We start from the raw sequence: 26,576 nt of genomic DNA on the forward strand, positions 1-26,576 counted from the left end.
CTCCTTATCGATTGCTTTTCATATTGGCACGTAATTTTTTAATCGCAATTGTTAAACAAAAAACAATAATCAATGAATAGGCTATTAAATAACTAATCCATACAGGTAATTCCACTCCTGAAACTTGTGCTAATGCGTCGCCCATAGATGGCGAAGTAAGTGTAAGCATTAATGCACCCGGGTTAATAGAAGCCCAAAAGTAAGCCATATAAGAAGTCGTAGTACCTAACGCTGTATTCCCCATTTGATGGAACGCCACTGTTAAAAAGAAGAAAAATGCTGTAATGCCACCTAAAAAGATGATTGAACCATACGTAGAAATCATCGCAACAATTGTTCGCTTTGTAATCGTTGAAAACATAACACCAATACTACCAATTGCTACGACTGTTAATAAATAAAATAAAAATATCGAGATTAATTGAGACGGCGATACGCCACCAAATAAAAAGACTAAACTATATAATGGTAATCCTGCGATCAGCATTAAGACTAAAAATGCTACCGAGGATAATAATTTTCCAACGATGATTTGAGTAGAGCTTTGTGTCGTTGTTAGTAAAATATTTAATGTTTGCTTTTCCCTTTCGCTACTAATTGCGCCGGCCGTTAAGCTTGGTGTAATGAAAAGAACAAGAGCCATTTGTAATATTGTTAATACCGCAAACATCATAAAGCTTGTTTCTGGTTTGAAGAAACCCTTGCCTGTAAAACCTGTTGTTATAAGCAAAAAACCTGCAATAAAAATACAAATAACCGCTAAATAAAACATTAACCCTGAAAAGCTTTTAAAAGAACGGAAGCGCAACTTCAATTCTTTTACAAATACCGGATTATAAAATCGTTCCATCATTGATTGTCCGCTCCCTTCGTAATAGCCATAAAGACGTCCTCTAAATCTTTTTCCTCTTCACTTAACGCATAAATAGGTAAATTCGCAAGTATAGCTTTTTTCAATAGTGCTACTTGATCAGCATCTGTTCCACGGTAGTTAAAGGCAATCTCTAAGCGATTCTCTATTACATCAATAGAAGAGATGAGTGGATCCTCCTCCAAAAATGCACGAACCTCGTTTAAACTATCCGTTACTTTAATTACGATACGCTTCTCCCCCTGTAGCTGCGCTTGAATGGAAGCTACGTTGCCATGAGCGATAAGCTTACCATTATCAATCACACCGATTTCATCGCACATTTCTGCAAGCTCAGGTAAAATATGTGAGGAGATTAAAATCGTCTTTCCCATAGATTTTAAATTACGTAAAATATCACGCATTTCTACTCGTGCACGTGGATCCAAACCTGATGCAGGTTCATCTAAAATTAATACTTTAGGATCGTGGATAAGAGCTCGTGCTAAACATAGACGCTGCTTCATCCCCCGTGATAGTAAATCAACATAGTCATACCGTTTATTTGTTAAATTTACTAGCTCTAGCAGCTGTGGAATAAGTACTTTTCGTTCAGCTGCCCCAATGCCGTAGCTGGCACCGTAAAAGTCTAAGTATTCGTCTACTTTTAGTTGATCATAGACGCCAAAGAAATCTGGCATATAACCAATTAGTTTTCGTACTTCCTTTGATTCCTTAATAACGCTCTTTCCATTAATAAGAGCATCACCTGAAGTTGGAGACAGCAACGTTGCTAAAATCGAAAATGTAGTCGATTTACCTGCCCCATTGGCACCTACAAAGCCAAAGACAACCCCTTCCTCCAAAGATAGATTCAAATGGTCTAGTGCCGTAAAGGAGCCATATCTTTTCGTTAAATCACGAATTTCAATCATTATTTCGCCACTCCCTTCAGCTCTACATCTGGTAATTTCGTTTGCTCACCCGTTTGATCCGGTCCGAATTTAATCTCAATCAACAATTCATCATTATTATTGAAGTATTTTTTTATGTTATCTGTAAACACCTGTTTCGTATCTACCAACGGCTCATAAGTTTTCGTCTCGTTATTCCAAATCGATAGCTGCATACGATTACTATCCTTATTCGAAATCGTCAATTCATTTAATGTTTGAACTGAATTCATAAAATGATCTGGCATCGCGATGGTTACTTCATATGAACCATTAGATAAATACCAACTATTTAACTGCTCATCAATTTTGTCATAATTCGAATTAGGAGATAGAGGGTTTACTGAGTACGTAAAGTTATTACGCTTCATTGTGAATGGACCCGACAACTCCATTTTTCCATCAAATGGCTGAACCAAATAAGTAAGCGGAGACATATCCGCACCTGTTTCCAATTCAACCCCAGCTATAGCTTGATCGGCCCATGCTGTAATGACAGGCTTTTTCTCTTTTTCTACAAGTGGTAATGCCATAGTTTTCATTGACTCAATACGTGCAGGATTCACTTCTTCCTTCTTCGTTGGATAATTACTGTAATTGTAATTTGTAAAATCAGATGGTTTTTGAAGAACTGTTGCTTTTAGCTCCTTATCGACTTTAAGAGTACCGTTCGCTGCAATGTCGCCAAGTTTAATTTCTTTAATGCCGGAGATTAACGTAACGTCCTTTAAGGCAAACGGGAAATTATTCTTAATAGTCCCAGTCAGCTTTTCATTTTTCAACGTAATATCGATATCCATTTTGCCAATATTTTGTGCCGCTGTTTTCCCTGCAAAAGACTGAATAGACCAATAGCTTAAATCACGTAGTGTCAGCGTTGAACCATTGGCATTTTCCTTAATATAGGATATTTCATGTAAATCCTCTATTGTCCCTGCAAAATTATTAGAATTTCGCAGCGCGAACGCACTTGTATTCTTATCTGTATTCACAACAAAATCACCACTACGATTTGTTAAAATGGACTCTACGTAATAACCATTTAAACTACTATCTTCATTTACTTTATAAAATGCAGATTGTTGAATTTGCGGTTGCCCAATTCGATCTTTTGCACCAAAAATAAATAAAGCAATAGATAACACAATGGATATCGCGGGAATGATCCACCATGCATGCTCACGTTTGTCTATTTTCTTTAAAATGAAATATAAAATAGGTCCGATAATTAAAATATATAAAATGATAACAATGAGCATATAGCTAACAGATACTTCAAACGAAGGGAATAATTCATTTATATTACTCAGTTCATTTGAAATTTGCTCCAGCGACGACTGTCCATGAACCATTTGTTGTGACATCTTTTGAATATTTATCAATTTCGCCACTAATGATGGGTAACCATCCATAGACGCAAGAGGTTGGTCCCCTAAAGAAAACGTCGTTTGAATAATTTCTCCACTGCCCACTTTTTTCTTAGACGCTAAAATCTTATTGTTTTCTGCTAAAACAGGAATACTTCCTTGATTTCCAGTGGCTTCATAAATAGAAATAGACTGTGTAAAAGCCCCTCCGCCTGATAATTTCGATAGGCTCTCTGCAGAAACGGATGTCATTTTTTGTGATAAAGTTAGTGGTAAATAATCCTTAAAAATAGCTGCTGTTGCATTTACTTGATCAGCAGCTCCTATTAATAATGTTCCACCGTTCTGTACCCATTTTAGTAAAGACTCTTGTTGCTTTTGGGATAAATCAGCACTAGCAATTTCATCGATGACGATAACATTCGCCATTGCAAACCCTTCTGTATCCTCTGGTAATGTGTAATCCTTCATTTGCTTTAAATTGAACACTTCAACATTATTTTGAGGAGCTAATTGAGAAAGGCGCAAAAATGCTGATAAACGATCACTATTATCCGTTAATGTATAAATAAAAACGGCTGAAGGATCTAAAAGATTACTTTGTAGCTGCTTTGTTCCTTTATAAGCAACCTTTTTTCCCTTTTCTATGCCCCCTTCAAAAAATGCAAACACATCTGAATTCGAGTAATTATAGTTATCAATACCATCTAGATAAATATCAAATGTTTTTTCTTCTCCTGCCGCTATATCTATCGGAAGTACTTTTGCTGTTGCAGCTTGATAGTTGCCCGAAGCATTGATGACCATATCTCCAGAAAAATCTGCCCCAATATTTTTTACTGTTACTTGAAGCGGCACAACTGATTGGTATTTAGCCTTACCCGCAATCCCTACTTTAGCCTGTACCTCTAACGTAGCAGTTGCAGTAGCACTTGCCTGCTCCACAGGAAGAATAAGACTAATAACAAACATGAATAGTAGTATGAGTACCGTTATATTTGTTTTCTTCAAAAACTCAACCCCTTTTTCTGTAAATTGTTGGCTACATAATTATACGTTTTTAATTACACTTTGTTCCATTTCTTATGACATCTTCATCAATATTCATAAACTCTTAAGAATTAACTTATTACCATAGTTAGGGATGATATTTGTTAAACTATGCCAAGGCGAAATTGATATAAGTTGATTGGAGTGGAGACTGGGCGACTCCTTGGGGATCAGCGAGGGGAAGCGGCTCATCGTACGCTCCCAGGAAGCTCTGCTCTGCGCGAAAGCGTAGCGGCAGCAACAAATGTTTTAACTGCGCGAAAGCAAGCGGCAGCGGCAAATCGCCCAGTCGGAATGGAAATCAACCCCATGATGGTGAGATTAAGAATTGTATAAAAAAGGCGGCCCCAAGTGAATCACTTGAGACCGCCTTGCTATTATTTTAATTTCGTATAATCAAACAAACATCGCGCATGGTCTTGCACTACCTCTACAAATGCCTCTACTTGTCGTAACTCAAATGAAGATTCATAGCCAATTAACCATGTATCACGCGTTATACCAAATTCTTTTTCATTATTAGTTAATGCTATTTTATTAATACCATCATTGTCATTTAACGTTATTGAAGGTAAGATAGCGTAACCGATACCATTCAATGCCATTTGCTTACAAATTTCAATTTGATCAACTAAAATTTGTTTTCTTGGATTTGAAGCGAAATGTTGACGCCACCATTGTTGAATTTCCTGATAGTAATTGGAATCACTTTTAAATTGAATAAAAGGTCGATCTGTCGTCAGCACATCTTCTATCGTTTTTAACTCTTTATCCACTAAATAAAGGGTGTCACGGAAAAGGTGAATCTTTTCCCCTTTCCAATCAACCTGCCCACGCACAATCCCTACATGAGCCTCACCCTCATAAAGTGCTTTTACAATTTCAGAGCTCCAGCCGGTCATAAGAGAAATTTTTGCATCAGGATATTTCGATACAAAATCCTTTAATATTATCGGAAGCCAGTTTTGTCCGACAATCGAGGCACAGGCAATTTTCAATGTCCCGTTTACTTTCGTCGTTAATGACTGGATTGTTTCATAAATCTCTTCTTTTTTGCTGAGCATTTCTGTTGCATAGGCAATAATAAGCTCTCCAGCAGGTGTCGCCGTAAGTCCTTTTTGCGAACGAATAAATAATTGCGTGCCCCAGTCTTTTTCAATAGTTTGAAGCCTTTGAGAAAGTGCTGGTTGCGATAAAAATAAACGTTCTGCTGCTTTACGCATATTACGTTCTTCTGCTAGTACTTTTAAAATTTCAGCCTCCGTTGCCATCAATCAGTAAACCTCCGTTACAAGCAAAGAGGGCCTCATGATTTTCATCTGAGTCCCCTCTTAAACTACTACTCTTTTTGATAAATATATTTTTTCAATTGCTTTAGAATAACTCGTCTCGTTAAAATCCCTGCAAATGTTCCATCTTCGTCCACAACACATAAAAAGGCGTGGTTAATTACTAAGTCTAGAGCCCGCTGAAAAGTATCCGTCAATTTCAATACAGCGATATCTTTATCCATTATCGTATCCACTTTAATATCGGGTAGCTTTTCATATTCAATATGTTCTAGTCCAAGAATAGATTCAGTAATCATTTTCATACTTAGTAAACCTTGAAGTCGATATTTCAAATCTAAAACAGGTATCGAAGAATACCCTGTACGCGTCAGTACTAGGAGTGCATGTTCCGCACTATTTCCACTTTGTACATGCGCAACCTTTTCAGATGAAATAATAAAATCACTAATTGGCATTGCTAATAAGTCTTTGCTGTTAGTTGAAATCATGAACTTCTTCTCCTTTTCTGTCCCCGCTTTGCAGAACAGGATGCTTCCCTTTTATCATATCATAACTTTTCCTTATATGACCACGACAAGGCTGAGAAGAGTTTTTTATTAGCAACGAATTATTTTAGCAATTTGAAACAAAACTAAGTATCGAAAGGGCATATATAAAGAAGGTTTCATCTGAGAGAAATAGAAATTTCTTCATTCAGCTATATTTACATATAGCTGAATGAAGAAAAAAATCTTTTTAATAACCGTACTTACTCCAATAATAAAAAATCATTATCCCTAGAAACAGTAAAAAAATGATATATACCCAGACAATCGGGTTGAGCATCGTCGAATAATCTTCAACGGTTTCTGAAATCGGCGTATCATTTTCCGATTTCCGCTGAGACGTCATTTTGGCAATCTTCAGCGTGGACACAAGCGAAATAGCAGAAATAATCGTAATAGCAATAAGAGCCGGTATTAACCACATACCCATCGGCAAAACTCCTTTCTTTGCCCTTAGTATGCGTCAACTCAGCTCTCCATTATGCAATAATATTTATTTTAGAATGGATACTGATTGAGCCATTGCCCACCATCAAGTGTCACACATTCCCCATTCATATATCTTGCCTTATCAGACATCATAAATGTTGCTAAATCAGCAATTTCTTCAGGCGTACCTGTACGACCTAATGGAACAGAGTCCAATGTACGAGCCGCTGCAGCCTCTGACTCCCAAAGCTTATCTGCACCACCTGTACGCTCAATAGGACCTGGAGCAATTGCATTTACTCGAATGCCATATTGTTTTCCCCATTCAACAGCTAACGTTCGAGTCAATGACAATACACCTGCTTTCGCTGCTGCCGAATGAATAACACCAGCACCTGCATTCCATGCGTAAGTTGCAACCATATTAAGAATAGATCCTTTAATATTATTTTGGATCCAGTACTTACCGACCGTAGAAGAACAAAAGAATGTCCCATTTAAAACGATATCAACAACAGCCTTCCAACCATTAGGAGATAAATCCTCTGCACGCACAATAAAATTACCAGCTGCATTATTCACAAGCCCATCAACTTGTCCAAACTTTTCAACAGCAAATGCTAGCATCGCCTCCGCATGCTCAGGCACGCGAACATCCATTGGAAATGTTTCAATCGTTTTTCCCGCCTCTAAAATAAAAGCTTTCGCCTCTGCCAGCCGCTCTTCATTACGACCTGTAATGACAACATTTGCCCCTTCAGCAACGAATTGCTTCGCCATATAAAGCCCCATTCCACTTGATCCACCCGTAATAATAATTGTTTTCCCCTGCAACATACAATTTCCCCCTTCGTAAAAATGAATGATGATTCACTTAAATATTACTATATTCTCTCACATATGTCATATTAATTCTACAAATCTATAGAGAGGATGCAAAATTGAAAGGTTCTTCTAGCTGGAATTCTTATGTTGCGGGGTATTCGTGGATATTTTATTGTTGCGCGCGGGCTTCACTTCTCTTCCGCGGGTATTTCACCGCTCCGCGCGGGGCTTTGCTCCTCTTCCGCGGGTATTTCACCGCCTCGCGCGGGTATTCGCTCCTCTTCCGAGGGTATTTCACCGCCTCGCGCGGGTATTCGCTTCTCTTCCGCGGGTATTTCACCGCCTCGCGCGGGTATTTGCTCCTCTTCCGCGGGTATTTCGCCGCCTCGCGCGGGCTTCGCTTCTCTTCCGCGGGTATTTCACCGCCTCGCGCGGGTATTTCACCGCTCCGCGCGGGTATTCGCTTCTCTTCCGCGGGTATTTCACCGCTCCGCGCGGGTATTTCACCGCCTCGCGCGGGTATTTGCTCCTCTTCCGAGGGTATTTCACCGCCTCGCGCGGGTATTTGCTTCTCTTCCGCGGGCATTTCACTGACCCGCACGAGTATTACACCCATTAATCTTGATTACTCGCTCTAGTAGCTTCCTTTGAAATATTCACTTTCCAGAAAACTATAGTAGTGCTATCTTTGACACCATTTTTTTGGATATTCTTTAACATTGACCAAATGCTTTCCTTATCGTTTGCGTTACAGAAGGAATTGTAAATGTTAATTGGGTTAGTGTATGGTTCATGAGGACATTCAAGTAAGCCATCTGTAGTTAGAAAAAGACGATTTTCTCCTTTTCTTAATTCTTTAATTCCTACACTATAGCAAGGGACGTCCTGTTCAAACGTGTTGACTTGTCCTATCCATTCGTAAAATTGCCTTTGATTTAATTGAAACTGACCTAATGCAGCCAATTCTTGATGAAGTAAAAAAAGAACGCAGTCTCCAATCGAAAACCACCATACATATTTATCCTTTCTTACAACAATTAAACACGCAGTTTCTCCAGTAATATTGCGGCAAATAGATAAGAACTGTTCCGCTTGAAATATAGTTAAAATTTTCTCTTCGATCCTTTTGAAGGTTTGATGATTTGTCGGTAAAGATAATAAATGTGTAAGTTCATTTTTATGATCAAGAAATTGTTCGATAATTTTTTGAGCACTCTCAGATGTATTATGAGCATCTAGTAAAATGGAAAACTCCCAATCTAGCTTTTCATCTAGCCATACTAAGCAACCGTCTTCGTTTTTATATTGTCCTGCGTCGGAGTTACCACCATATCGTCCAACAATAACATGTTTAATTTGATAAAGATTCGGGTGATCTATGAAGTTGTCTTGGCTACCTATCCAACTAAAATCTTCTATAGATTCACTCATATGCATTATTCTCAAGATATGTTTTTATTCGAGTACAAAGCTTAACAACTTCTATATTGTCACCCATAGGGGCATTTTCCCAATCATACACATCATTTGGTCCCCAATACTGTTTAGGCGTATTCGGATATCGAGGAACTAAATGCATATGCAAATGTGGCACTGAGTTTCCAGAAACCAATGAATAGATATGCTCTGCATTCTCACACTCCATAATTGCCTTACTAACTCTAGCCATAATAACACCAAATGCTTTTGCCTCTTCTATAGTCATATCTCCAAGAGTAGGAACATGTCTTTTTAAATCAATCATGATATGACCTATATAATTTGGTGCTCCACTTCTGTCTATATGCCCAACATAAACGTATTTGTCTTCATAAATCCTTAACTCTGAAGCTAGAATGTTGCCAGCATGTTTATTGCAAATAAAACATTCCTCCATTAATCCTCACTCCTCCGTCTAAATTTTCGAAATTATAACACATTTATCAATAAGTTGGTATGTTTTTCCAATCTAATAAAAAATAGAGTTACAAATTACATATGAATTTGTAACTCTATTTTAGACAGTCTCTTTTCGAATTCCTAAAACTCATAATGGAAAGCAATTTTATAAAGCTCCATTAACTCTTCCTGTGTCGGGACTTTAGGATTATTTCCGGGGCTACCGCTGGCAATTGCATCAGCTGCCATTTTTGGAATAGCATCGTAAAACGCTTGCTCATCAATTCCCCATTGTTTCAAATTCCCTATATCCATCTTCTTGCACATTTCCTTAATTGAAACAATAGCTAAATCGGCAAGCTCTTCTTGAGATAACAGTTCATTATCTTTATTGAAAAACTTACCTAGATCTGCTAGGCGATCGACACAAGCATCCTTTGAAAATTCTAATACTGCTGGCAGAAGCATTGCATTTGAAATACCATGTGGTACATGAAATAGCGCTCCTATTGGACGAGACATGCCGTGCACTAAAGCGACAGAAGCATTTGAGAATGAAAGACCTGCTTGCATTGAGCCTAGTGACATCGCTTCCCGCGCATCAATATCGTTACCTTGCTCATAAACTTTTAAAATATTATTTACGATTAGCTCCATAGCTGATAATGCAAGAGCATTCGAGTACGGATGTGCTAATCGAGATAAATAACTTTCAATGGCATGACTTAATGCATCGATACCAGTTGCCGCAGTAATGGATGGTGGAGATGTAACCGTTAAAATCGGGTCAACAATAGCTATATTTGGCATAAATGCGGGCTGCTTAATCATCATTTTCACTTCATTTTTCGTATTAGTAATGACGGTTGCATCTGTTGCTTCTGAGCCCGTTCCCGCTGTTGTCGGTATTGCGATATGTGGAATCGGTGCTTGCTCTGCAATTTTTTCCATTTTCATATAATCGCCAATGTAGCCACCATTCGTTGCGACTACTGCGATAGCTTTTCCTGTATCGATACAGCTCCCGCCACCGACGGAAATAATAAGATCACAACCCTCAGACTGTAAAATATGAAGCCCCTCCGCTACATACGTATCCACTGGTTCCGTTGTTACCCCTAAATATGAAAGCGTTTCCAATCCATTGTCTCTTAAGAATGTGCTACATTGATTAACAAAGCCTAAGCGATCCATGATCGGATCACTAATGATAAGAGCCTTAGTCCCTAATTTTTTTGCATATACGCCCACTTCTTCAAAAGAATCTCGTCCATAAACGATTGTTCCTGGTGAATGAACTGTATAGATTGTTTTTGTTTGAATCATATTTCACCCTCCTAAGCTATTGTGCTGTATAACCGCCATCCAAAAGTATTGCTTGACCTGTTATACCCTTTGCCATATCACTAGCTAAATAAAGCGCAAGTCCCGTAACTTCCGATACATCTAGTAAACGTTTTTGAGGAACGAGTGGATATAGCACCTGCTCAAGCACTTCTTCTACTTGAATTCCCCTTGTCTTTGCCAAATCCCTAAACTGATTACGCACTAATTCTGTATCGACATATCCTGGACAAATGGCATTCACGGTTATCCCCTCAGTTGCAACCTCTAGTGCAGCCACTTTCGTTAAACCGACAAGCCCATGTTTTGCGGCATTGTATCCAGCTTTACCTGCAAACCCAATAACGCCATTAATAGATGCCATGTTAATAATGCGTCCAAACTTATTTTTCTTCATATGTGGTAAAACATATTTCATTGCTATAAAAGGCCCAACAAGCATCACCTTTTGCATAGATTCGAAGATTTCAGTCGCGAAATCCTCTATAAGAGAAACATGCTGAAACCCTGCGTTGTTGATTAAAACATCTATTGTCTGAAACTTTTTAACAGTAAAGTCAATCGCATCACATATAGCTTGTTCATTTGTAACATCGCATGTGTATGCAGTTAATTGCGGATTATGCTTAACTGCCTCTGCTAAAAGCTGTTCATTTATATCTGTTATCACTACATTCGCTCCCTGCTCAGCAAACGCTAATGCCATGGATAACCCGATACCACGAGCTGCTCCAGTAATAAAAACTGTTTTTCCTTTCACCTCAAAGTCCTCCTACATTCCTAGTGAGAATAATATGATTGCGATGATCGTACCTATGATTGGTATAATGACAGTTAAGGCACCAAATGGCATATAAGCATCTTTATGCTTTTCATTGCATACAGAATTGATCGTTGTTACTACATAACCGCCATGCGGCAATGAATCGAGAGACCCCGACGCAATAGCAATTGTACGGTGTAATGCTTCGGTATCAACTCCCATGTCAATATAGTGAGGCGCAAGTAAAGGCATTGCAATTGTTTGACCGCCAGAAGCTGAGCCTGTTAAACCAGCTATTACAGCAATGGCTAATGCACCGCCAATTAACGGGCTTCCAGGAATATTAGTCATAACGTCAACAGTTGCCACGAATGATGGTGTAGCTTTTACCACACCTCCGAAACCAACCACCGCTGCTGTATTAGCAATAGCTACAACAGCACCCATAGCACCAGCTCCTAGTGTGGCACCGACAGATTTTGAATATTTATAGCTCACTAAATAAGCAGTAATACATCCACTCGTTAATGCCACAATTAAAGCTGAAGTTCCAAGAGAATTATGGAACACAAAGGAAATTCCTAAAACTACTAATAGTGGTACAACACTTAAAATTGGACTCGGAAGCTTACGAGATTCATCAACTACTGGGTCATTAGATCGTTCTATAAATACCTCTCCGCTTTTTACTGCACGTTTGATCATCCAATTTAGCCACAGTGACCCACCAATTGCCATAAAAATTGCAACAACTATACTTACTTCCCATCCAGCATATGGCGTTGTACCAAGGTATGGAATAGGAATCCAGTTTTGAATTTCCGGTGAACCTGCTGAGGTCATCGTAAAGGTTACAGAACCTAAACCAAGTGCAGCAGGTATAAAGCGACGAGGAAAATTCGCTTGCTTGAATAAACTAATAGCCATTGGATAGACCGAGAAGGCTACGATAAACACTGAGACACCACCATATGTTAGTACAGCTGCAGCAAGTACTACTGCATAGGCTGCATATTTCACTCCAATTTTTTCTACAATCCATTTAGAAACACTATCGGCCGCCCCAGTATCCTCCATTACCTTTCCAAAAATAGCACCTGCCATGAACATTAAATACCATGAACCCACGAATCCCGTAAACCCGTCCATATAACTTGTTAAGAAGTTAGTCTGATTCTCATCAGCTGTTTGTGGAAAAAATGCTAGACCATTCGTTACTGCCGCTATCAATGCTGTCAACGGCGCTGAAATCAGTAAATTTACGCCTCTCATCGTTAAATACACGAGTAAAGCTAAACTACCAAAAAGCCCAACGTATTCTAACATCCCATCCTCCTCATATTCTTTTTGAAAAAAGAGCTGTAAAAGAACACAGCTCTTCTATTTTCACTAGTCGTTATTACTTGGGAATGCAAACGTAGATGCTGTCGATACTTGACCTGTCATCCAACGCTCTGATATTGTTTTTGTTTTTGTAAAGAAGCGTGCCTGATCGGGACCAAACATATGCCCTTCACCAAAACGAGAGCCTTTAAATCCTGCAAAGTTATGGTAACCAACTGGAATAGGAATTGGTACATTCACGCCAACCATCCCAACATCGATTTCTGTTGTAAATTTACGAGCTGCTAAACCGTCATTCGTAAAGATTGTTACCCCATTTCCAAGCTCATGCTTATTAATAAGTTGGATGGCTTCATCTAATGAATCAACACGTACAACATTTCGAGCTGGACCGAATATTTCTTGTTCGTAAATTTCCATGCCTGGTTTTACGTTATCTAGCAATGTTGGCCCTACAAAGAATCCTTTTGACTCTTTGACAATATCGAGCTCACGACCATCACAAATAACCGTCGCACCTTCAGACTCGCCTCGTTTAATAGCCGCAATAATCGCTTCCTTCGATTGCTGTGAAATGACAGGGCCAAAATCTGTCTCTGGATCTGTATATGAACCTACCTTCAAGTTAGAGATTTTCTCCTTTAAGATTTCAACAAGACGATCTGCTGTATCTTTGCCAACAGGCATAATCGTTGAAATGGCCATACAACGTTGAGAGGCTGCCCCATAAGCTGCTCCGATAAATGCATTTGCTACCTGATCAAGATCTGCATCAGGCATCACAACCATATTGTTTTTCCCTCCACCAAGAGCTGTAACACGTTTACCGTATTTCGAGCCTGTTTCATAAATATATTGGGCAACTGGTGTCGATCCTACAAATGAAATTGCTTGTACAATCGGGTTCTCTAATAGTTCATTCACTGCATCTTTATCCCCGTTTACTACCGTCCAAATACCATCTGGTAAACCAGCTTTTTTCCAAAGTTCGCTCACATATAAGGCAGTCATAGGAACACGCTCAGAAGCTTTTAAAATAACTGCATTGCCGACAGCAATTGCCATACTTGTTTGTGCTAAAGGCACCATGATTGGGAAGTTAAATGGCGAGATAGCCGCTACTACACCTAATGGATACTTTGCAGAGTAGGCATTAATCTGACCACCGACGTTGACAGAATACTCTCCCTTCATTAAATGAGGTGCACTAATAGCTAAGTCAACAGACTCCAAACCACGTGTAATTTCACCTTTCGCATCCTCAATTGTTTTACCGCTCTCTGTACAAATAACTTGTAGAAGTTCCTCCATATTTTCAGTAATAAGATTACGGAACTTTAATACAATCTCAGCACGTTTTGCTACTGACGTATCTCTCCATTGTGGAAACGCTGCCTGTGCTTTATCAATAGCCTCCCGCGTTTCTTCTACAGTTGCCAGTGGAACCTTTGCAATTACCTCTCCCGTCGTTGGATTATATACTGAACCGAAACGTCCACTTTTCCCTTCTACTAGTTCTCCACCAATAAAGTGTGTTAAAGTTTTAGCCTCTTGTGCTGTTGTCATATTTTTAGTCCTCCTTTAAGATTGTTCAATTTTACAGTTTTCTTTTAAACTTAAATAAGTGGCAGACATATCATTTTCTCCATAGCCCTGCTGAGAAATATCGCTATAAAGATCCACTAATTTTTCCCCGATTCGAAGTGGTACCCCTGCTTCATCTGCCATATTTTTTGCAAGCTTCAAATCTTTTAGTAATAGATTTGTAGAAAAACCTGGCTGATAGTTGTCGTTTTTCATGTATTCCAAATAATTGCGTTCATAAATACGGCTTTGACCATAACTATTACTTAATACTTCATACAGCGTATCTGCATGGATCCCCATTTTTTCACCAAGCACGATTGTTTCAGCGACTGCTTCTGTATAGAATCCAATCATTAAATTATTGAGTAATTTTATACGTGTACCTACACTTGGAGACGTACCAAGATAATAAATATTTTTACCTATTATTTGGAAAATTTCAGACCCAGTTTGATAATCCTCCTCTTTACCACCAACCATTATCGTAAGTGTTGCATTAATAGCACCTATAACGCCTCCACTAACAGGTGCCCCAAGATAACTTAATCCCAATAATTGTGCTTCCTTATGTAAGGAATCATTTAATTCGGGATTCACCGTACTAAAGTCTATTAATAAACATCCTTTCTTAGCATGGTGCAATATACCCTGTTCAGATCTATATACTTGTTCTACTACTTGTGGTGTCGGCAAGCTAGTCATGATAATATCACTTTGCTCAGCAACTTCCTTTGCTGTTGCAAATCCAACTCCACCTTCTTTTTTAAATTGCTCAATTGCTTGCGAATTAATATCAAAACCATAAACCTTATAGCCAGCCTTTAATAAATTTACTGACATCGGTAACCCCATATTGCCTAAGCCGATAAAACCTAATTTCTCCGTCATTATTGACCTCCCCTGCTCCTTGAAAATTCGAGAAACACTAGCCAACTCTACTCCTTTGTCGTAACATTAATAACAAAATATTAATTAACCGCAGTCATTGACCCCAGTCAATTAAATGATAATCAAACTAAATCCCTTACGTCAATCAAAATATTTTATATTTTCAGATTTTTTACAAGGGCATCTTAATATACTTATTTCGGAGGAATATGAGAACATGAATCCACTAACGAGCCGTCAAAAAAAGGCAATAGAAACACGGGCAAAATTACTTAAAACATCTTTAGATTTATTTAATAAACATGGATATGAGCATGTATCCATTGAACAAATTACGAAAGCATGCAATGTATCGAAGGGAACGTTTTACACTTATTTCCCAACTAAGTACGATGTTATTTTAGAAAAATTTAAGGAACTCGATAGTTTTTATAGCACTGTAGAAAAAAATATCGACTCTTCTTTACCAGCAAGCGAAAAAATTTTAACGCTTTATCAAGAGCAAATGAAGTATTTAACGAACGTTGTGGGAAAGGATTTATTGCGTACAGTCTATACTGCGGCGATGACAAGTCAAGTGGAACAAGATCATTATTTAATTAGTCCACAAAGAATGATTTTCCAAATTATGAACAGTTATATCGAAGAGGGTATTCAACTTGGGGAGTTTCGTCACGATATTGAGGTTAATCATATTCAAACAATTATTCAACGTTGTATGCGTGCAAATGTCTATGACTGGTTAATTCATAATGAAGACTTCGATTTATCCGCGGAAATGGCACAATTTACAGCTATTGTGTTAGATGGATTGAAAATAAAAAATAAATAGCTCATGTTAGAAGGATTTGTATAGGTGGAAGCTGCATGCGTTCGGGTAAAGCCATTGTTTGATCAGGTTGCCTGGAGTAGTGATCCGGTTATATCCTTTTTTGATCAGGTTGCACGGAAAAGTGATCCGGTTATACCCTTTTTTGATCAGGTTGCACGGAAAAGTGATCCGGGTATACCATTTTTTGATCAGGTTGCACGGAAAAGTGATCCGGGTATACCCTTTTTTGATCAGGTTGCCTGGAAAAGTGATCCGGGTATACCCTTTTTTGATCAGGTTGCCTGGAAAAGTGATCCGGTTATATCCTTTTTTGATCAGGTTGCCTGGAATAGTGATCCGGTTATATCCTTTTTTGATCAGGTTGCACGGAAAAGTGATCCGGGTATACCCTTTTTTGATCAGGTTGCCTGGAGTAGTGATTCGGTTATCCCTTATTTCGGTCGGATTGTACCTTCATTTCGCTTAGATCCCCCCACCCCTTTCCCAAGCTCTAAAAAAGTAGCACTTCATCAGAATTGATGAAGTGCTACTTTGTTTGTTAGCTTTAGCTAACAAAATATTTATTAACAATGGTTTCTACGGGCAATGGCTTGTTATATAAATAGCCTTGTCCTTTTTGGCATTGGTGACGTTTTAGAAAATCGACCTGTGATAGTTCCTCGATTCCTTCAGCTACGACCTCCAACCCTAAATTATGGGACATTGAAATAATGGCTTTAATAATGGCCTCATTTTTATCATCTTTCGTAATATCCGCTATAAACGATTGGTCAATTTTTATAATATCTATCGGATAACGTTTTAAATAGCTTAAAGATGAATAGCCCGTTCCAAAATCATCCACGGAAACATAAACACCTAGCTGCTTTAATTCAGTTAAAATTGAAAATGTTTCATGGACATTCGTCATAGAGCTTTCGGTAATTTCCACCTCTAATAATTCAGGTGGCACATTATATTTTTTCAAAGCCGCTTTAATTTTCCGAGCAAAGTTTTCTTTTCTAAATTGTTTTGGCGAAATATTGATGGCAATTCGTACTGGTCGATAGCCATTCATCTGCCACTCTTTTTGATAGCGACACACCTCGTCAATAATCCAATCACCGATTTCAATAATTAAGCCTGATGCCTCTGCAATGGGTATAAACTGTGCAGGTGACACAAAGCCAAATTTCCGGTTATTCCATCGTAATAATGCCTCAAAGCTATTAATACTGTTATTCGTTAAATCCATTTGTGGCTGTAAATGGATACTTAACTCGTTAAATTCGATAGCACGACGTAAATGCGCCTCCATTAGTGCCTCATTTGGAAAAATAGTTGTCGTATCTTCACGATAGTAACGGTAGTGTGAACGACCATGGTCTTTTACAGAAAATAATGCTTTATCTGCTTTACGTATAAGTGTTTCTAAATCTTTGCCATCCGCTGGACTAAGGGAGATACCAATCGACACACTAATAAAATATTCCTGCCCATCAATCATGAATGGCTGTTTTAATGCATCTAAAATAGCATTGGCCATCTGTTCAATTTTGTCGACGGTTGCATCTTTAAGAACAAAAATAAATTCATCGCTATTATAACGATAAAACGAGCATTTAGCGTGACAGAGCTCCCGAAGTCTTTGACTAAACATTCGTATAAGCTCATCACCCTTACTTTCGCCAAGGGATTCATTAAATTTTTTAAAACGATCAATATCCATCAAAATAATAGCTGCTTGCTTATTTTGCTTTTTATCATTTAAATGCTGAAGCCACTGTTCCTTTAAAGCCTTACGATTCCAAATACCCGTTAATTCGTCCATTAACGCTAGGTAATAAAAGGCTTGATGATCATTCATAAATGAGGTTGCGTCTTTCACAAATAAATGTACACCTATAATTTCACCATTAAAGTATGTTGGATGCGTTCGTAAATAAAATGGTTCTTTACTTAACAGTTGTTGTTTAAACAAGCATTCTGGCATACCAAATGCTGAGCCCTCAATAGTTTTTGCAAATAATAATTTAAATTCGTCGATATACTTACTCTCTAATAATGAAAAAATATTTTGTCCGATCAAGCTTTGTTGTTCTTTTAACAACTGAGAAGTGGCAGCAACATTTTGATGAATAATGCGACCTTGTAAATCAGCTGTTAACACCGGACATACGTGCTGTTCCACAAATTGCAAATAAGGTTCTACTTCAATTTTCTTCTCACGTAGAATAACTGCTACAACTGAATTTTCTAAGTGCTGTACACGAACAGCAAATGTTTTTACTTTGTGCTCCGTACATACTTCTAGCCTTTGCTCTAGATTTAATTGTTGTTGTACTATATTCGATAATTGTAGCCAGCACTGCTCCGTAAAAAATTGTTCAGCGTTAGTAGCTTTCACATCTTGTAGGTTCAAAAATGACGGTAGTTTATCGTTAAAATTAACGACTTCAAACGCTTTTGTATCCACTTTTCTCAAACATACGACCGCATCAAATGGATTAAGTTGTATGATTTGATGATAGTCTGCAAATTGCGCTACATTCTCTTTATATTTTTTCATTATATCCCTCACTAAGTAGCGTGTTTGCTTATTCTTCGTCTAGCGTAGGTTTTAGTGCATCCTTTAGGAAAATTTCCTGACTGTTAATTGGATCTTCACCACGATCAAATTCTTTATAATGATATTTTCCATTGGAGTCTTGAATACGAGCTTTTGCTGTATCCTCAAGTTGTGTATTCATAATGTTAATAATACGAGCTTTGGCTTCGCTTGCATATACTGGGAATAAAATTTCCACACGTTTAATCATATTACGAGTCATCATATCCGCCGAAGACAAATATACTTTATTTTCCCCATTATGATGGAACCAATAAATACGCGAATGCTCGAGGAAACGACCAACAATGCTCGTTACTGTTATGTTTTCACTAATTCCAGGGATGCCTGGTCTAATGCAACAAATTCCACGAATGATCAGCTCTACTTTCACACCTGCAATCGATGCCTCATATAGCTTCATCATTAAGTCTTTGTCCGTTAGTGAATTCATTTTAGCTCGAATAAAACCATTACCATGCTTCTTATGACAGGCAATTTCCTCATCCATTAAGCGGATAAATTCATCTCGAATATCAAACGGGGCCACAACTAAATGATTAAAAGTTGGTTTCTCTGTATAGCCACTTAAATAGTTAAAGAAGTTAGTGGCATCAATGCCAAATTCCTTATCTGTTGTTATGATACCCATATCTGTATAAATTTTTGCAGTTGCATCATTATAATTTCCTGTACCCAGATGAACAAAGCGCTCAATTTTCCCATTACGCCGACTTACAACAAGCGTTATTTTCGAATGTGTCTTTAAGTTATTCATGCCGTAAATAACAAGGCAGCCAGCTTGCTCAAGTTGCTTTGCCCAAAGAACATTATTTTCTTCATCAAAACGTGCTTTTAATTCAACTAAAACTGTTACCTGTTTACCATTTTCTGCTGCAAGCTTTAAGGCTTGTATAATGGGTGAATTACCACTTACACGATATAAAGTTTGTTTGATTGCTAAAACGTTCGGATTAACGGCCGCTTCTGCAATAAAATCTACAATTGGCGCAAATGATTCAAACGGATGATGGAAGAAAATGTCTTGTTGCAGCGCTTTTTCAAAAATATTTTCATCCGATTGCAAATCTAATGGCGGCTGTGGGATAAAGCTTTCATATTCTAAATGTTCTCTACCAACAGATATACCTTTTACAAAAGAGAACATAAATGTTAAATCTAATGGTCCATCTATATGGAAGACATCCGTTTCTTCAATTTCAAATTCATCGAGTAAGTATGTAAGCACTTCCTCACTCATCTCACCCTCACGAACTTCGAGACGACTGCCTACACCCCATTTACGTTTTTTCAGCTCTTTTTCGATTTCTACAAGTAAATCTCTTGCACCTTCTTCATGAATCGTTAAATCAGCATTACGTGTCAAACGGAAAGCCTGCGCTGATTTGACACTGTAACCATAAAAGAGCTTTTCTATATGCGCTACAATCACGTCTTCTAATAAGACAATAACCGTCTCTCCGTCTGCTGATGGTACTTTAATATAACGATCTAAAACAGATGGAACTTGTACAATAGCTACCTTTTCATGATTCTCAATGTCCGCTTCATCTTGCTCTAATAAAACAAGTAAATTTAATGTTTTACCAAGCAAAGTCGGGAAAGGACGGTAAGCATCTACAGCTACGGGTGTTAAAACAGGGAAGATTGTTTCTGCAAACATTTCATTGATAAATGCTTTCTGTGCACTATTTAAGTCTTTCATGTCTGCGATATGTACATTATGCTGTGGTAATAAATCATATATTAAGTGTCTGTAAACTTCAGTTTGTCGGCGCACTAATGCCTGAGTTCGTTCTGCAATTTTCGCTAATTGCTCTTTTGGTGTTAAGCCTGACTTATTTTCGGGCTTATGGAAACCTGCACGCACTTGATCCTGTAGTCCTGCAACACGCACCATGAAAAATTCATCTAAATTCGAACTAAAAATTGCTAAAAACTTCAATCGTTCTAGCAGAGGATTATCGATATCCTCTGCTTCCTCTAAAACTCGTTCATTAAAGGCAAGCCAGCTTAATTCACGGTTGTTATAGTATTGCGGTTTAGCGATTTCCTCTAGTAATCGACCTTGTATTTCTGTTGATTCCTTGTCATTTAACTGATTATTCGTAATTTCAGTTGTCATAATTGTTCAACCCTACTTCCACAAAGTTTATTTTTATCGGTATCTTTAGTGCGCGCTCTAGATGTTTTTTTTGTCGGTTTGCTTGGTATTTTTCAGCGGCCGCATTATTTTTCACATAGATGCTAAGCTGTACATAATCCTCTTTTGTTTGCATCTTTATAGTCTTAACAATTGTTCGTTTAGACACATTTAACGCATAGACAAATTTCAAAAAAGCACCAAAGTCTCGTATTTTGCGATACTCCTCACGACTCATCCATTCTATAAACGGAGCAGCGAATCGCTGATAATAATCTTTATTTTTATACGAAGCTAAAAGTGCTAATTTTACACGTTCCTTATGACTTAACCCATCGATAGTTTGGTTCGCAATTAAATAAAAAGTATGCTGACTAGCCGAACTTAACTCAATATACTCCCCAATATTAAACACCCTCGCCGCTTTCGACAATAAGTGCAAATCTTTTGGATGATGTTGTAAATAACCAAAGTGGCAACATTCACGGTACAATTGATCCGTTAACTGCATTAAATAGTCCGCTTCTTCTTCAGAACGACCATACTGACGAGCAAATCTTTTAGCGTTTCCCTCAAACACATTGTATTTATCAAACGCACTTTTATCTGTTTGTAAAATACGCTGTATAACGAGCCCTTCTCGCAAACCCTTTTTTGTTATCTGGAATAATCCACTTCCGACAATTTCCATCAACACATTAAAAACCTCTAATGCAGGAACGATGATATCCGCACGATCTGTCGAAAGCCCATCTAACTGTTTCAAATCATGAAAGCTTAAATTATTTAAAAATACACTGAGCTCATCTAAATTGCCCTGCGTCATTTCGTAGCCATGTACACTTGCGATTGGATATGCATGTTTTTGTTGATGAATTTGGGCAATATTTCGAGCACTACCGCCAATAGCAATAATCGGTAAACCGATATTTTGAATCCATGAAAGTGATTTGAACTGTTCCTTCACAAATGCAATTAGTTCCTTTTTTTCACTACCATTCATAATCTCGCCCTTTACGAAACGTTGCTTTAAAGAAACTGTACCAAACGGGAAACTATGAGATTTCTGTAGTTCTTTATTTTCAAATAGCGTTATTTCTGTACTACCGCCACCAATATCGATTGTTACAGCGGACTTTGTGCTTATAGAATGCGCCACTGCAACAAAGCCATAATATGCCTCTTCTTCTTCAGTTAAAAGCTCTATTTGAATGCCTGTCTGTTTTTTCATTAAGGTCAGTATTTCTTCTCTATTAGTTGCCTGACGGATTGCAGCTGTTGCAGCAGCTTTCACATCAGTCACTTCATAATCATCAAGTATTGCTTTATAAGTCAGTAATGTTTCTGTTAATACTTTTATACCTTCTTCAGACATTTCACCAGAGGGCTGTAAATATGTACGTAAACGTGCAACCGTTTTAATATTTCCAATCTCACGAAGTCCCTCTTCTTTATCATATCGATACAATACTAAGCGAACAGTGTTTGAGCCAATATCGATAATAGCGGTTTTTAAATCATTCAAATAATCACTTCCTTAGCGCATGCATAGTATTAATGGATCTACATCAAATATGGAGGTGAACCACAATGTATAAGTACTCGAACATTCGGGTGCTCTCCTCTTTTTCGTCGACTAATGGTTTGCCTTCCTCGTTGTATATTATTTTTCCCTAGCCTCATGTATCTATACAAAAAAGCCGGAGCCTAAAAGAGGCATCCGACTTTCTTACATTATTAATATACTTTCAGGATACCCATTATTAATATTGTGAAGTACCTTTTCCAACTTTAATTTTATTTTATATGATAAGTTGGTCGATTCGTAAAATAAGCTCCGTAATTTCTGGCTTACTAATTTGATCCTCTGCACCTACTTGGTCACCTTTATGACGAAGATCATCTGTAATTAAGCTTGAGAAAATAATGACAGGAAGCTTTTGGAGATCTGGATGCTCCTTTATTTTACGCGTTAAATGATGCCCATCCATTTGTGGCATTTCAATGTCCGTCACAACTAATTGAATATGCTCGGCTACATCGCTACCACTTTTAACGATAGCTTGGAGGTATTCATAAGCATCATGGCCGTTTTCAAAGAATTCAACATTCTCATAACCTGCTTCATTCATAGTATCGAATAAGAGCTTACGTAATAATGGTGAATCTTCTGCAATTAAAATTCGTTTTTCAGAACGCTCACGTTTACCAAGCTTTTTAACGGCTTCTACACTAATACCAGAATCGGGATTTATGTCTACCATAATTCTCTCGAAATCAAGCAATAAAATCATTTGCTCGTTTTGCTTAATAACACCAATAACTTGTGATGTTCCTCCCTGATACATATCAGAAGGCTTCTCGATTTGATTCCATGAGATACGGTGAATCTGTGTTACATTATCTACATGAAATACTACACGCTGTTTATTAAACTCAGCTACAATATATTTTTGCTGAGAACTACGCTCTTGACTTTGAATACCTAATACTCGGAGCATATCAACTACTGGTAATACCTCACCTCGTAATTGAATGATCCCTTCTACATGCGGGTGCGCGTGTGGAATAAATGTTACTGGAATCGGTTGAATAATTTCTTTTACTTTAATAACGTTAATACCAAATTTATTATTAGCTACTTCAAATTCAACAATTTCTAGCTCATTTGTGCCACTTTCTAATAATATACCTTTATGTTCCAAAGCAACCCCGCTCCTTTCTATCCAACTTCTATTTATAATTCAATTGTATCATAGGCGATACATTTCTCCTACTTGCTTTTTCCAATTTTATTATTAACATGGCTCGCCATCCATAACACGGGTGAACTACCATACAGAAAACAAAAAGCCAATTGGCTCGCCAAGCGCCCTCAGGAAAGTGTTCAGCCGGATATACATGGAATGCGTATATGTCTTATCTAATATCATCTCCAACTTTTGAGCCATTGACTTTTAAATGTATCAATAGGCCAATTATCGTCATCACAATTAATGTCGATAACGCAACACGACTTGCTAGCGTTCCATAATCTTTCATCCATAACGTAACGGTTCCGTAGACTGCTGGCCCGATAATGGAGGATACTTTACCCGAAAATGCAAATAAGCCAAAGAACTGACCCCGTTTTTCTTCAGGAGACAATTCAATAATATAAGTTCTAGATGTTACCCACATGGATCCTAGCGATACGCCAAACATACTACCTGCAAGCCAGAACATCCATTGCTCAGTCGCAAAAACAGCAAATGCTAAAGCAACTATCATTAATATTGCCACCATAGTTATCGCACGTTTGGCACCGATTGCTTTTGTAATATAACCAAATGCAAAAGAGCCAATAATAGTTGACACCGTAGACACTAAATAAAGCACGATAAATTGACCTGAAGTAAAGCCTACGATTGTTGTTGCATATACAGCCATCATTGCAATAGTTGTTGCAATTGCATCATTTAAAAAGAAGTAAGCAATCATAAAGGTGAAAATAGCTTTATATTGCTTCATGTCCTTAAAGGTTTGAACAATTTCCTTATACCCATCTAAAAATTTAATAGGCTTTCGTTGAGATGTTGGTATCGGTGTATCTTTATTAATAAAAAATAATGGCAAAGAAAATAATAAATATAAAATGGCAGTCGGAATAAATGCTCGATGGAAATCACTGTTTCCTACGTATAAATAAACAAGTAGTCCCAATATTGTACCAAGATACCCAATCGCTACCCCATAGCCCGAAATAAGGGGCATTTCCTCTTTTGTCCCTAAATCACCCATCATGGAATCATAAAATACTAGACTGGAATTAAAGAAAAATTTTGCGATGATAAAACTAGCTACAACTAAAAACAAACTAAGTGGCACACCCGAAAAATTTGTTGGCATCTGTAAATTCGCAAAAATCCCCATCATAAAAGTAAAGAAGATGGATATAGATGCAAACCATACTATGAATCTCTTTTTATAGCCTGTTTGATCGATCCATACTCCAAAAAGTGGCGAAAAAAGAACGAGAAACAAGCTAGCGATCGCATTCGCATAAGAAATAAATGTACTTGCCACCTGCTGCATTACCTCATTCGTCCCTAAAACCTCATCCATATAAAACGGGAAAAATATCGTATTAATATTTGAAGAAAATATTGTATTCGCAAAATCATAAAATGCCCATGACAAAATTGGCAATGATAAATAAAGTGCTAACTGACTCCGATGCTGGACGTCTACTGTTGAATTCCGCTTCATAAAACCCTCCTTCCCTTCTCTATATTATTAAATAAATTCCCTCATGTAATAAAAAATACCTTTTATTTAATGAAAATTAACACTATTTACAATATACATGCATTTTCATTTAACTAACACTCTAAAATTCTCCTTAGCTGCGAGAAACTTAAGATTTACTTATTAAACAATGACTTTAGTACTTTATAAGTTAAACAGTAACTTCTATACCTTCATAATAAAAAATATCCAAGCCCACCTCGCTTGGATATTACTGTTTTTGTAAAACTATTGTCAAAAAATAAGATGTCTATCCATCTACTCGTTTTATTCTGGGAAGAATCGAGCCACATACTTCGCTTTGTAGCTTATGTCGCTAAGATAGCACTGTATTTTCACACATGCTATGTGAAAGTCGTTGATTGGAGTGGAGGCTGGGTGACTCCTTGGGGATCAGCGATATAGAGGAACGAAGACTATAAGCATCACTTCCTGTGATAACGCCTTCGTGACCAACATCCTGTTGGCCCGAGACCCTAGAGCGAGCAACGCGAGTGAAGCGGCTCATCGGATGCCCCCAGGAAAGCACCCAGCCGGAACGGAAATCAACCCCTCGCTATGAAAAAGAGAGCCATACTTTTTTGACGGAAATCCCCCTTCAATTTCCTTACCATTTCCCAACAACACTAAAAGGATATCCAAGCCCCCTCGCTTGGATATCCTTTTTACTATTCTTCTATATTCACCCACATAGAAGACCATTGTTCAATTGCTTTAAGGACCGGTGCAAGTGCATGTCCTTTTTCTGTTAGCTCGTATTCAATCACTACTGGTGTTGATGGAATAACCGTGCGCTCCACAATGTTCTCAATCTCTAACTCTTTTAATCTTTCCGTTAACACACGACTGCTAATACCCACTTTATTTTTTATCGTTGAGTATCGTTGAGGACCTTCCAATAACTGATATATAAGCAGGGTGTTCCAGCTATGATTTAATATTTTCAGCGCTTTTTCAAATCGGGGACAAATTTTTTTTTGATCCAAATTTTCCTGCCTCCAATGTATTTTGTTCTTATATAACAGTATATCATTTTTTCGAAAATCATTTCCAAAAATAAAATTTAGTTACTTGACAAAAGTTGTTTTTAAAAATAAACTAAGTTACGAAATGTAAGCTAAAAAACAAAAGGAGTTTATTTAACTATGCAAAATATCGGTTCAACTATTTTACGTGTGGTGCTTGGCATTATTTTTGCAACTCACGGTTTCCAAAAGTTTCAGGGAGGTATCGGCTTCACAGCTGATTATTTTGATGCCATTGGTATTCCAGGCTTCATGGCTTATATTGTTGCCATTATAGAATTAGTCGGTGGTGTAGCCATTATTTTAGGCTTAGGTACAAGACTTATCGGCGCTTTATTGACAGTAACAATGATCGTTGCCATTTTTACAGCGAAGCTTAGCGTTGGCTTTATCGGGGAAAACGGCTTAGCCGGGTACGAATTGGATTTAGCTTTAGCTGCGATGGCTTTATACTTTGCACTTGCAGGAGCATCTAGTTTTTCTTTAGACGCAAAACTTTTTGATAAAGAGTAATGCTGCCGTAGTTAACTATTTTCTGAGTGAGCTACTAAACCCGAAGTATCTAA

The 26,576-nt window shown here is 37.8% G+C and carries 25 protein-coding genes; 5 read left to right on the plus strand and 20 right to left on the minus strand.

The annotated features are described in order from the left end of the window. Positions 1–4: 4 nt before the first annotated feature. The 3 genes from ABNX05_RS06595 to ABNX05_RS06605 are packed head-to-tail and all read right to left on the minus strand — an operon-like array spanning position 5 to position 4,181. Positions 5–853, minus strand: a complete 849-nt coding sequence (locus ABNX05_RS06595) for an ABC transporter permease (RefSeq protein WP_349659006.1) — start codon at positions 851–853, stop codon at positions 5–7. Next, entirely contained in the window at positions 850–1,785 is a 936-nt protein-coding gene (locus tag ABNX05_RS06600; RefSeq protein ID WP_349659007.1) for an ABC transporter ATP-binding protein, read from the minus strand. Before ABNX05_RS06600 ends, ABNX05_RS06595 begins: the two co-directional genes overlap by 4 nt. Continuing rightward, positions 1,785–4,181, minus strand: a complete 2,397-nt coding sequence (locus ABNX05_RS06605) for a DUF8725 domain-containing protein (RefSeq protein ID WP_349659008.1) — start codon at positions 4,179–4,181, stop codon at positions 1,785–1,787. The genes ABNX05_RS06600 and ABNX05_RS06605 overlap by 1 nt, the downstream gene beginning before the upstream one ends. 183 nt (positions 4,182–4,364) lie before the next feature. Between ABNX05_RS06605 and ABNX05_RS06610 the strand changes: the two genes are divergently transcribed. Then, the gene (locus tag ABNX05_RS06610) at positions 4,365–4,556 is read left to right on the plus strand and encodes a hypothetical protein (protein WP_349659009.1); all 192 of its coding nucleotides are present in this window, start codon (positions 4,365–4,367) and stop codon (positions 4,554–4,556) included. Between the two features lie 41 nt (positions 4,557–4,597). Here ABNX05_RS06610 and ccpC read toward each other — a convergent pair whose 3' ends face one another. The 4 genes from ccpC to fadH form a co-directional block, all read right to left on the minus strand. Beyond that, complete coding sequence (gene ccpC / locus ABNX05_RS06615) at positions 4,598–5,491, minus strand: transcriptional regulator CcpC (RefSeq protein ID WP_349659102.1); 894 nt, start codon at positions 5,489–5,491, stop codon at positions 4,598–4,600. Between the two features lie 68 nt (positions 5,492–5,559). Then, positions 5,560–6,000 carry a cyclic-di-AMP-binding protein CbpB gene (gene cbpB, locus ABNX05_RS06620; protein WP_079559656.1) on the minus strand — a complete coding sequence of 147 codons (441 nt, stop codon included), beginning with the start codon at positions 5,998–6,000 and terminating at the stop codon, positions 5,560–5,562. A gap of 247 nt (positions 6,001–6,247) precedes the next feature. Further along, positions 6,248–6,487: a short-chain dehydrogenase gene (locus ABNX05_RS06625; RefSeq protein ID WP_079559655.1), complete on the minus strand. Its 240-nt coding sequence runs from the start codon at positions 6,485–6,487 to the stop codon at positions 6,248–6,250. Positions 6,488–6,555: 68 nt separating this feature from the next. Then, positions 6,556–7,323: a 2,4-dienoyl-CoA reductase gene (fadH, locus tag ABNX05_RS06630; protein ID WP_349659010.1), complete on the minus strand. Its 768-nt coding sequence runs from the start codon at positions 7,321–7,323 to the stop codon at positions 6,556–6,558. A gap of 148 nt (positions 7,324–7,471) precedes the next feature. On the opposite strand from fadH, the gene ABNX05_RS26365 reads away from it, so the two are divergent. Then, entirely contained in the window at positions 7,472–7,930 is a 459-nt protein-coding gene (locus tag ABNX05_RS26365) for a hypothetical protein (protein ID WP_432760127.1), read from the plus strand. Here the strand turns inward: ABNX05_RS26365 and ABNX05_RS06635 are convergent. The 7 genes from ABNX05_RS06635 to ABNX05_RS06665 form a co-directional block, all read right to left on the minus strand. Then, positions 7,927–8,742, minus strand: a complete 816-nt coding sequence (locus tag ABNX05_RS06635; protein ID WP_349659011.1) for a PP2C family serine/threonine-protein phosphatase — start codon at positions 8,740–8,742, stop codon at positions 7,927–7,929. The genes ABNX05_RS26365 and ABNX05_RS06635 overlap by 4 nt on opposite strands. After that, entirely contained in the window at positions 8,735–9,187 is a 453-nt protein-coding gene (locus tag ABNX05_RS06640) for an HIT family protein (protein ID WP_349659012.1), read from the minus strand. Before ABNX05_RS06640 ends, ABNX05_RS06635 begins: the two co-directional genes overlap by 8 nt. A gap of 143 nt (positions 9,188–9,330) precedes the next feature. Beyond that, positions 9,331–10,515, minus strand: coding sequence for an iron-containing alcohol dehydrogenase (locus ABNX05_RS06645; RefSeq protein WP_349659013.1), 1,185 nt, complete (start codon positions 10,513–10,515; stop codon positions 9,331–9,333). 16 nt (positions 10,516–10,531) lie between these two features. Continuing rightward, the gene (locus tag ABNX05_RS06650; protein ID WP_349659014.1) at positions 10,532–11,293 is read right to left on the minus strand and encodes a 3-hydroxybutyrate dehydrogenase; all 762 of its coding nucleotides are present in this window, start codon (positions 11,291–11,293) and stop codon (positions 10,532–10,534) included. Between the two features lie 12 nt (positions 11,294–11,305). Beyond that, entirely contained in the window at positions 11,306–12,622 is a 1,317-nt protein-coding gene (locus ABNX05_RS06655; protein WP_349659015.1) for a GntP family permease, read from the minus strand. A 63-nt stretch (positions 12,623–12,685) separates the two neighbouring features. Continuing rightward, on the minus strand, positions 12,686–14,206 hold the full coding sequence (locus tag ABNX05_RS06660) for a CoA-acylating methylmalonate-semialdehyde dehydrogenase (RefSeq protein WP_349659016.1): 1,521 nt from the start codon (positions 14,204–14,206) through the stop codon (positions 12,686–12,688). Between the two features lie 15 nt (positions 14,207–14,221). Then, positions 14,222–15,115: an NAD(P)-dependent oxidoreductase gene (locus tag ABNX05_RS06665; protein WP_432760128.1), complete on the minus strand. Its 894-nt coding sequence runs from the start codon at positions 15,113–15,115 to the stop codon at positions 14,222–14,224. A 217-nt stretch (positions 15,116–15,332) separates the two neighbouring features. Between ABNX05_RS06665 and ABNX05_RS06670 the strand changes: the two genes are divergently transcribed. Together ABNX05_RS06670 and ABNX05_RS06675 are read left to right on the plus strand one after the other, a co-directional pair. Then, positions 15,333–15,947 (plus strand): TetR/AcrR family transcriptional regulator, encoded by a 615-nt coding sequence (locus ABNX05_RS06670; RefSeq protein ID WP_349659018.1) that lies wholly within the window; start codon positions 15,333–15,335, stop codon positions 15,945–15,947. 54 nt (positions 15,948–16,001) lie between these two features. Further along, positions 16,002–16,466 (plus strand): hypothetical protein, encoded by a 465-nt coding sequence (locus ABNX05_RS06675; protein ID WP_349659019.1) that lies wholly within the window; start codon positions 16,002–16,004, stop codon positions 16,464–16,466. A gap of 25 nt (positions 16,467–16,491) precedes the next feature. On the opposite strand, the gene ABNX05_RS06680 is transcribed toward ABNX05_RS06675, so the two are convergent. The 6 genes from ABNX05_RS06680 to ABNX05_RS06705 all read right to left on the minus strand — a co-directional run bounded on the left by ABNX05_RS06680 (position 16,492) and on the right by ABNX05_RS06705 (position 25,971). Further along, positions 16,492–18,495: an EAL domain-containing protein gene (locus tag ABNX05_RS06680; protein ID WP_349659020.1), complete on the minus strand. Its 2,004-nt coding sequence runs from the start codon at positions 18,493–18,495 to the stop codon at positions 16,492–16,494. Positions 18,496–18,523: 28 nt separating this feature from the next. Beyond that, positions 18,524–20,680: an RNA degradosome polyphosphate kinase gene (locus ABNX05_RS06685; protein WP_349659021.1), complete on the minus strand. Its 2,157-nt coding sequence runs from the start codon at positions 20,678–20,680 to the stop codon at positions 18,524–18,526. Further along, the gene (locus ABNX05_RS06690; protein WP_349659022.1) at positions 20,670–22,223 is read right to left on the minus strand and encodes a Ppx/GppA phosphatase family protein; all 1,554 of its coding nucleotides are present in this window, start codon (positions 22,221–22,223) and stop codon (positions 20,670–20,672) included. Before ABNX05_RS06690 ends, ABNX05_RS06685 begins: the two co-directional genes overlap by 11 nt. 277 nt (positions 22,224–22,500) lie before the next feature. Further along, complete coding sequence (locus tag ABNX05_RS06695; RefSeq protein ID WP_197142230.1) at positions 22,501–23,403, minus strand: chemotaxis protein; 903 nt, start codon at positions 23,401–23,403, stop codon at positions 22,501–22,503. A gap of 214 nt (positions 23,404–23,617) precedes the next feature. After that, on the minus strand, positions 23,618–24,946 hold the full coding sequence (locus ABNX05_RS06700; RefSeq protein WP_349659023.1) for an MFS transporter: 1,329 nt from the start codon (positions 24,944–24,946) through the stop codon (positions 23,618–23,620). 707 nt (positions 24,947–25,653) lie between these two features. Next, positions 25,654–25,971 carry a winged helix-turn-helix transcriptional regulator gene (locus tag ABNX05_RS06705; RefSeq protein ID WP_349659024.1) on the minus strand — a complete coding sequence of 106 codons (318 nt, stop codon included), beginning with the start codon at positions 25,969–25,971 and terminating at the stop codon, positions 25,654–25,656. 159 nt (positions 25,972–26,130) lie between these two features. On the opposite strand from ABNX05_RS06705, the gene ABNX05_RS06710 reads away from it, so the two are divergent. Continuing rightward, the gene (locus ABNX05_RS06710) at positions 26,131–26,523 is read left to right on the plus strand and encodes a DoxX family protein (protein WP_197142234.1); all 393 of its coding nucleotides are present in this window, start codon (positions 26,131–26,133) and stop codon (positions 26,521–26,523) included. Positions 26,524–26,576 lie beyond the last annotated feature (53 nt).

Origin of the sequence: Lysinibacillus zambalensis (assembly GCF_040183165.1) — a bacterium.
In the GTDB taxonomy this organism is placed as follows: Bacteria; Bacillota; Bacilli; order Bacillales_A; family Planococcaceae; genus Lysinibacillus; species Lysinibacillus zambalensis.